Annotated in this window: 7 protein-coding genes; 4 read left to right on the forward strand and 3 right to left on the reverse strand. The window is 44.1% G+C overall.

Going from position 1 to position 8069, the window contains the following annotated elements:
• Positions 1–67: 67 nt before the first annotated feature.
• The 3 genes from CAG68_RS22025 to CAG68_RS22035 all read left to right on the forward strand — a co-directional run bounded on the left by CAG68_RS22025 (position 68) and on the right by CAG68_RS22035 (position 2021).
• The gene (locus tag CAG68_RS22025) at positions 68–973 is read left to right on the forward strand and encodes a DMT family transporter (RefSeq protein ID WP_017635281.1); all 906 of its coding nucleotides are present in this window, start codon (positions 68–70) and stop codon (positions 971–973) included.
• A gap of 145 nt (positions 974–1118) precedes the next feature.
• On the forward strand, positions 1119–1604 hold the full coding sequence (locus CAG68_RS22030) for an acyl-CoA thioesterase (RefSeq protein WP_005375279.1): 486 nt from the start codon (positions 1119–1121) through the stop codon (positions 1602–1604).
• A 171-nt stretch (positions 1605–1775) separates the two neighbouring features.
• Entirely contained in the window at positions 1776–2021 is a 246-nt protein-coding gene (locus CAG68_RS22035) for a hypothetical protein (protein ID WP_005375277.1), read from the forward strand.
• Positions 2022–2388: 367 nt separating this feature from the next.
• Here the strand turns inward: CAG68_RS22035 and malG are convergent, their stop codons facing one another.
• The 3 genes from malG to malE form a co-directional block, all read right to left on the reverse strand.
• Positions 2389–3279 (reverse strand): maltose ABC transporter permease MalG, encoded by an 891-nt coding sequence (malG, locus tag CAG68_RS22040; protein WP_005375275.1) that lies wholly within the window; start codon positions 3277–3279, stop codon positions 2389–2391.
• Between the two features lie 12 nt (positions 3280–3291).
• The gene (gene malF / locus CAG68_RS22045; RefSeq protein ID WP_005375273.1) at positions 3292–4866 is read right to left on the reverse strand and encodes a maltose ABC transporter permease MalF; all 1575 of its coding nucleotides are present in this window, start codon (positions 4864–4866) and stop codon (positions 3292–3294) included.
• 79 nt (positions 4867–4945) lie between these two features.
• Positions 4946–6124, reverse strand: a complete 1179-nt coding sequence (gene malE / locus CAG68_RS22050; RefSeq protein WP_054728735.1) for a maltose/maltodextrin ABC transporter substrate-binding protein MalE — start codon at positions 6122–6124, stop codon at positions 4946–4948.
• 672 nt (positions 6125–6796) lie between these two features.
• On the opposite strand from malE, the gene malK reads away from it, so the two are divergent.
• Positions 6797–7915, forward strand: coding sequence for a maltose/maltodextrin ABC transporter ATP-binding protein MalK (gene malK / locus CAG68_RS22055; RefSeq protein ID WP_005375271.1), 1119 nt, complete (start codon positions 6797–6799; stop codon positions 7913–7915).
• Positions 7916–8069: the final 154 nt, after the last annotated feature.

Below are 8069 nucleotides of genomic sequence, written 5' to 3' on the forward strand. Positions count from 1 at the left end.
AAGAGATACTTTTTATTATAACGACCTGCCAGACTAGCGCCATCAATAATTGTGCTATAGGGTTCTCATGATTTATTTACTTCCGTTTTTCACCGTTATGATTTGGGGTGGTAACTCAATTGTGAACAAGATGGCTGCGAGCGCCATTGAACCAAGTGCGATGAGTTTCTACCGTTGGTTTGTCGCAATGGTACTCCTAACGCCATTTTGCCTGCCTGCAATCATCAAACAACGACACATTATTCGACCTTACTTAGCTAAGTTGGCGTTTCTTGCGTTACTTGGTATGGTTCTCAACCAGTCACTTGGATACTATGCCGGTTTAACAACAACGGCCTCTAATATGGCCCTGATCACCTCTTTAGTTCCGTTGATCAGTGTGTTTTTAAGTGTCCCATTGCTCGGTAAATCTATATCAATGTTAAGTATCGTCGGTGGTGTCATTTCGCTCGGCGGCTTGGCATTTATGCTTGGTCACGGTGATATCACTTACTTTTTACATCAAGACTTAACGCAAGGTGACAGCTTAATGCTCGTTGCTGCCATGGTATACGCGGCTTATTGTGTTCTGCTAAAACGCTGGAAAATGCCATTCAGTAGTTTGACTCTGGTTTACATGCAGGGCTTCTTTTCTGTTTTGATGCTCACACCACTTTGGCTCTCTAGTGAACAACTGTTACCAAGCCAAGACGCGCTACCATTAATCGCTTATGCTGGTATTGCTGCTTCCATTTTCGCGCCGCTGATGTGGGTAAAAGCGATTGATTCAATTGGTGCTGATTCAAGTGCTATGTTCATGAACCTAATGCCTGTGGTTTCCGTCATACTTGCTTCAACACTAATTGGTGAGAAAATTTACGCTTACCATATTATTGGTGGGTTGTTAGTCATCTCTGGCGTTATCCTGTCGCAAATAAAAGTAAGACAGAGAAAACCATTGTCCAATTCTGAGGTTGCCTCTACCGCCAATTAACATCTACACCCCAAGCCACAGAACTACGCTGTGGCTTGTCACTTCCAGCGTTCGAATAAAAGTTAATATTTTGTTTCATTCGCTATTCCCGAAAATTCATCTTGCTGCTAAATTGGGAAAACAATAACCCATCAAGGAAAGACAGATGAGCAGTGGTCAAAGAGACATTACCCTTCGCTTTTTAGCAGAACCCAGCGACGTAAATTTTGGCGGAAAAGTGCACGGCGGCGCCGTAATGAAATGGATCGACTTGGCAGCGTACGCCTGCTCTGCAGCGTGGAGTGGTAAATATTGCATTACCGCATATGCTGGCGGCATTCGGTTTGTTGCGCCGATTCATGTCGGCAACTTAGTCGAAGTTAGCGCGAAAGTCATTTATACCGGACGAAGCTCAATGCACATTGCGATTGACGTGCAAGCCAGTGATCCAAAGCAAATGAAAAACAGACTCACCACTCACTGTATCGTTATCATGGTTGCTGTAGATGAAAACGGAAAACCAACCGATGTACCGAAATGGATTCCAGAGTCAGATGAAGACAAAGCCTTAGAGCAATCCGCGATCCGTCTTATGAACATGCGTAAAGAGATTGGGGAAGAAATGGAAGCACACGTTAAATATCTCAAGTAACTGGCATCCGTTAAGAACACTATTAAGTACCTCAACGTTACCCAGACCCAGAGTGTGGAGCAACATCATGGTTTTGCCATTTGTTTCACGCTCGCCCTTCTCTGTCATAAATCCTTCACCTAGCTTTGCTTAAATCCATCCATTATTTTAGAGTTGGATAGAGTTTGGATCTTGAGACTAAAAGAAACGACCTTAAGTGAAGAGACGTTGACCAATTTAAAAGCGGTCGAGTACCAGTGGGTGAGAACCATGTACGTCGAGGGGTATAACGAAACAGAAATTAATCATTACATTCAAACTTGCTTTGGCGGTGACGTTACCTTTGCTAATCTATTTCGTCGCGTCGCACTGCAGCAAGAAAGTTTGTACACGCTGCTTCAATACGTTGGATGCGCACCTTCCAGCCGAGAGTTTTAATCTCTTCCTTCCCTACCTCAATTTAGCTTTTTACTAAGCTCTAGTTATTTATGTGAAGTGCTACGCAGGGCATTATTCAAGCCCTGTGTAATCCATTGCAAAGCCGCTAATCTCTATCTACTTATTGCAAAATTGCCTTTAACAGGCATAAAAAAACCTGAGTCTAAACTCAGGTTATGGTTACAAAAACTGTTAGTGATTGAATCGTAAGGAACTAAGCTAACAGCCAGCTATGCGTAACGCCAATAAAAGCCAAGATATTACTGATCGGCGGCCAAACCAAAATTGTAATATCCGTGCTAAGTATAAGGGCGACCATGTGGTCGCCCTTTTCTAGTTATTCTTATCAATCTCAGACCACAAGAGATTATCCTTTCACACCACCAGCGGTTAGACCACCAACCAACCAGCGCTGCGCAAGTAAGAATACGGCAGTGATTGGCACTGCTGAAAGTACAGCAGCTGCGGCAAAGTCACCCCACAAGTAGTTTTGTGGATATAGGTATTGCTGCATACCCACTGCAAGTGTGTACGAGTCTACATCAGAAAGCAGTAGTGACGCTACAGGAACTTCACCAATTACCATGATGAACGACAATATGAAGACTACCGCTAGGATTGGCACAGACAGTGGCAGCAATACCAAACGGAATGCTTGCCATGGTGTAGCACCATCAAGAGCCGCTGCTTCTTCTAGAGACGAGTCAATACTTTCGAAGTAGCCTTTAATGGTCCAAACGTGCAGTGCGATACCGCCTAAGTAAGCGAAGATCAGACCGCCATGCGTGTTCAGACCAAGGAAAGGAATGTACTGACCCAGTTTGTCGAACAACGCGTACAGAGCAACCAGTGCCAACACCGCAGGGAACATCTGGAAGATCATCATCGCTTTAAGAATGGTGTTCTTACCTTTGAACTTCATACGAGCAAACGCGTAAGCCGATGTGGTTGATAGCGCCACGATTAGGATTGCAGAAATACCACCCACTTTTACCGAGTTCCACAACCATGTCATTACTGGGAATGGTGGCGGTGTAACTGTACCGTCTGGATTAGTCACCGAGAAACCTAATGCCAATTTCCAGTGATCAAGTGTTGGGTTGTCTGGGATCAGGCTACCCGTTGCAAAGTTACCTTCACGGAATGAAATCGCGATGATCATCAGTAAAGGGAAAATAATCAGTGCCAAGAATGCCCACATTGCAATATGAGTAGCCCAAACACGATACTTTAATGACTTACCTTGTACCATTGCCATTGTAATTTCTCCTTAGTCCTGAGCTACTTTAGTTACGCGTAGGTTGATAAGTGCCAATGCGCCAACCAATAGGAAGATAAGCGTTGCTACTGCACTTGCTAGACCGAAGTCTTGACCACCAGCACCTTCGAATGCGATTCGGTAGGTGTAACTTACTAGCAGGTCGGTGTAACCCGCAGGCTCTGATGTACCAATCATGTTTGGACCACCGCCAGTCAACAACTGGATAAGTACGAAGTTGTTGAAGTTAAATGCAAAACTCGCGATCAACAATGGTGTTAACGGCTTCAACATCATTGGTAGTGTGATACGTGTGAAGTTCGTGACAAAGTTCGCACCATCAATTGCTGATGCTTCATATAAATCGTCTGGAATCGCTTTTAGTAAGCCCATACACAAAATCATCATGTAAGGGAAACCAAGCCAAGTGTTCACAATTAAGATCATGGTTTTCGCCATGAACGGGTCAGAGAACCAAGCCGGGCTAATGCCGAATAAGCCTTCCAACAACATGTTGATCTCACCAAAGCTTTGGTTAAACAAACCTTTAAAGATCAAGATAGAAATAAACGCCGGAACTGCATAAGGCAGGATTAGCAACAAACGGTAAACTGAGCGACCTTTAAGTGCTTCCCACTGAACCACACTGGCAAGGACAAGACCAATAACAAGCGTAAACAATACGGTTAGCGCAGAGAAAACAATGGTCCAGATAAAGATACTGATAAACGGCTCTTTGATACCATCATCTTTCCAAACACGCTCAAAGTTGTGGGTACCAATGTTCACCACGAAACCTGGTGACACTGTGCTGCCAACAAATTGACCGTTTTCATCGACAGGCTGGTAGTAACCTACTTCCATATTTGGACGTAGCGTTTCTTCAGTCCGGTTGTTGTAAAGCGTTTCACCATCTTCTTGTAATGTGTACAAAGGCACAACTGCAGCAAATTTGCGCAGCCCACTCATACGGATATCATCACCGCTTGGCAAATGTAAATCGACACTGCTCAACGCACTGCGGTTCTTAACAATCGCCTTGATTGATTCTTTTTCACCCGTCACTTCTTCAATTGGTGAAAGATCAAACTCCGATGCTGAAAGGTTATCAAGCTGAAAAGTCGGGCTTGCAAGTAGCTCACCATCTTTTTCAACCACAAGTTGATGGCCTTGCTCCGTTTTATACAAAGTGAACGGGTAGCTATCACCACTTTGGTAAGTTCGGTCCAAAAGTACGTTCTGAGCGCGATCAAAAGAGAGTTGGTTCTTCGCGCTATAGTTGGTAAACGCCAAACCTATGGTGTACGCCAAAGGAAAAAGAATGAAAAGGATCATCCCTGCTATACCAGGGTAGATGTAACGGTGTGCGTACGTCTTTTTGCTACCAAAGATGAACAACGCTAAAGCGGTAAGAATGAGCGTAAGTAGTGCAAACGCAATCTCACCGCGAGAATACATAAGGATTGTTGCGTAGCCATTGATGATGCCGACTGTGCCTAAAAGTGACCATTTCATGAACACTTTTTTGCTGCTCGGAAGGCTGGCTTCTGGTGCTGTCATAGCATTTGTACCTTGAACTGACTGCATAGGGAACCTGCTAGCGAATATAGAATAAATATAGAAAAGTAAGGAGGAGTTGCCTCCTCCTTAAAAAGGTCTTACTTAATTATTTAGTCATTTGTTTTTCTGCATCTGCAAGAGCTGCATCGACAGTTTGACGACCGTCAACTACGTTGATGATTGCGTTCTTAGCCGCACCCCAGAATGCGTTCATTTGAGGGATATTTGGCATGATTTCGCCGTTCATCGCATTGTCCATTGTTGCTGCGATACGAGTATCTGAATCAAGCTCACGTTGGAACGAGTTAAGTGCTACCGCACCTAGAGGCTTATCGTTGTTAACCATACGTAGGCCATCGTTTGTTAGTAGGTAGTTCTCAATGAACTCAACTGCTAGGTCTTTGTTTGGAGACGCAGTGCTGATACCAGCCGTTAGAACACCAACGAATGGCTTAGAAGATTGACCTTGGAACTTAGGTAGCGTAGTCACGCCGTAGTTAACGCCAGACTTCTCAATGTTGCCCCAAGACCATGGACCGTTAATCGTCATCGCTGTTTTGCCTTGGTTGAACGCAGACTCAGACACGGAGTAATCCATATCCGCAGAGATTACGCCTTTATCAACTAAGCCTTTTACGAAGGTCATTGCGTCTTTAACGCCTTCTTTCGCGATACCAGCGTCTTTAACATCGTAACCTTCAGAAGTGTATTTGAACGCGTAGCCGCCATCAGCCGCCATTAATGGCCAAGTGAAGTACGGTTCTTTTAGGTTCCACATGATTGCAGACTTGCCGTCTTTTTTAAGTTTTGCATCTAATGCTGCAACCTCTTCCCAAGACTTTGGTGGGTTTGGAACTAGGTCTTTGTTGTAGATTAGAGATAGAGACTCAACCGCAACTGGATAGCCGATCAATTTGCCGTCGTAACGTACTGCATCCCAAGCGAAATCAACGATACCTTCTTGAATATTCTTAGAAGGTTTAATTTCTGCTAGCAGGCCAGCTTCTGCGTAACCACCGAAACGGTCGTGAGCCCAGAATACGATATCAGGACCGTCGCCAGTCGCTGCAGTTTGAGGGAATTTGTCTTGAAGGCCATCTGGGTGAGCCACAGTCACTTTAATGCCTGTGTCTTCTTCAAATTTCTTACCAACTTCAGCAAGGCCGTTGTAGCCTTTATCACCGTTGATCCAGATAGTAAGTTGTCCTTCTTCGATGGCAGCATTAGCACCAAAAGAACCCAAAGCAACAAGAGTACCTAGTGCTACAGCGCTTAACTTTTTCATGTTCGTATCCTTTTTATATTTTTGATGTAGGGCTAGTCCATTGAGGTTCAGCCGTATTTCGACATATATCATCTGAAATAATCCAATATGTCTCATCCTCCTAATCCCTACGCCCTTACAATTATGACGTATTTTCGTGATCTAAATCGCCAAGGGTAAGAGACTCAAATCACAAAATGGATAGTTCCTGTGATCGGTTTCAACTTTAGGTGGTGCAATAATGTGATTTCCGACCAACTGCTTTCTTCCTCCTCCTTTTTTACTCCTCCCTTTCTACTCCCCCTACAATTATTTCTATTAGGAGGATGTCGCACTACGCACAATCTTAGAAACTGCAGTCATCCAAGAGTGGATGGTAAGAACCCTTTCCCAGCAGTGCCTACGTATTAGGAAAAAGATTTGCTGGTTTTGCATTGCCAGACGAGTGGAATGTCATTATTAGTGTTGTTTGTGGTAATTATTTCACGGGGGAGACAATACGAATAATGTGGGGGAGAGAAACTCGTACTTGGCTATGATGGGTAGCACTTCTATTCAGGACATTTTATTGAAGTGCTACCCTACTTTTCTTACCAACCGCAAGAACTTACCGATTCCTACTGTTACTGCTCGCTAGATAATTCATATAATGATGAGCGGTGAATAATAAAAAATTGATCGAGGACGAGCTACATGGCGAGTGTCACGTTAAAAAATGTTTGTAAAGCGTATGGCGACGTACTGATTTCTAAGAACGTAGACCTAACAATCAACGAAGGTGAATTTGTTGTTTTCGTAGGTCCATCAGGTTGTGGTAAATCTACCCTTTTACGTTGTATTGCCGGTCTTGAAGACATTACTTCAGGTGATTTGTATATTGGTGACCAGCGCATGAATGACGTCGAACCATCCAAACGTGGTGTTGGTATGGTATTCCAGTCTTACGCTCTTTACCCGCACCTTAACTTATATGACAACATGTCATTTGGCTTGAAACTAGCAAAAGCAGACAAAGCAGAAATCGACAAGCGTGTTGAACAAGCAGCAGAAATCCTACAACTAGGCCACTTGCTTGAGCGCCAACCAAAAGCACTTTCTGGTGGACAGCGTCAACGTGTGGCGATTGGCCGAACATTAGTATCGCAGCCAAATGTATTCCTTCTAGACGAGCCACTATCAAACTTGGATGCGGCACTGCGTGTAAACATGCGAGCACAAATTACTAAGCTACAACGCCAACTTGGTTGTACCATGATCTACGTAACGCACGATCAGGTAGAAGCGATGACAATGGCAGATAAAATCGTTGTACTAGACGGCGGTTATGTATCGCAAGTTGGTAAGCCGCTTGAACTTTACCATTACCCACAAAACCGCTTTGTAGCTGGCTTTATCGGTTCTCCGAAAATGAACTTCATGAGCGTATTCATTGATGAAGTAGAAGCAGAGCGCGTCAAAGTTCAACTATCTAACGGCGTATCTTTCTGGATTCCGGTGGATGGTACAACCGTTAACCGCGGCGACCGAATGTCTTTAGGCATTCGCCCTGAGCACCTATTATCCGCTTCTGAAGCTGATGCAAGTATTCACGGTGAAGTGATGATTGTTGAGAAGCTAGGTAACGAAACTCAAGTATACCTAAATCTAGAAGGCGCGGACGCCGACGTTATTTTCCGTCAGCCGGACACGCTTGCAGTCGACACTGGCGATAAAATCGAGATCGGTATTCCAGCTCATCGTTGTCACCTGTTCCACAGTGATGGTCGCGCATGCCGCCGCCTATACAAAGAAAACGGCGTAGAAGTCGAATAGTTCATTCGTCCTTACTCAAAAAAATCCCTCTCAAGTGAGAGGGATTTTTTTATCTTAATAAATATCAGCAATTCGATACTAAATCATTAATCGTGAACGAATCAAATCACCCGTTTCTTCTACCCTCACATAAACCATTGTCTTTGTACTGATA

Source organism: Vibrio sp. V42_P2S4T144, from assembly GCF_009904715.1.
GTDB lineage: Bacteria > Pseudomonadota > Gammaproteobacteria > Enterobacterales > Vibrionaceae > Vibrio > Vibrio alginolyticus.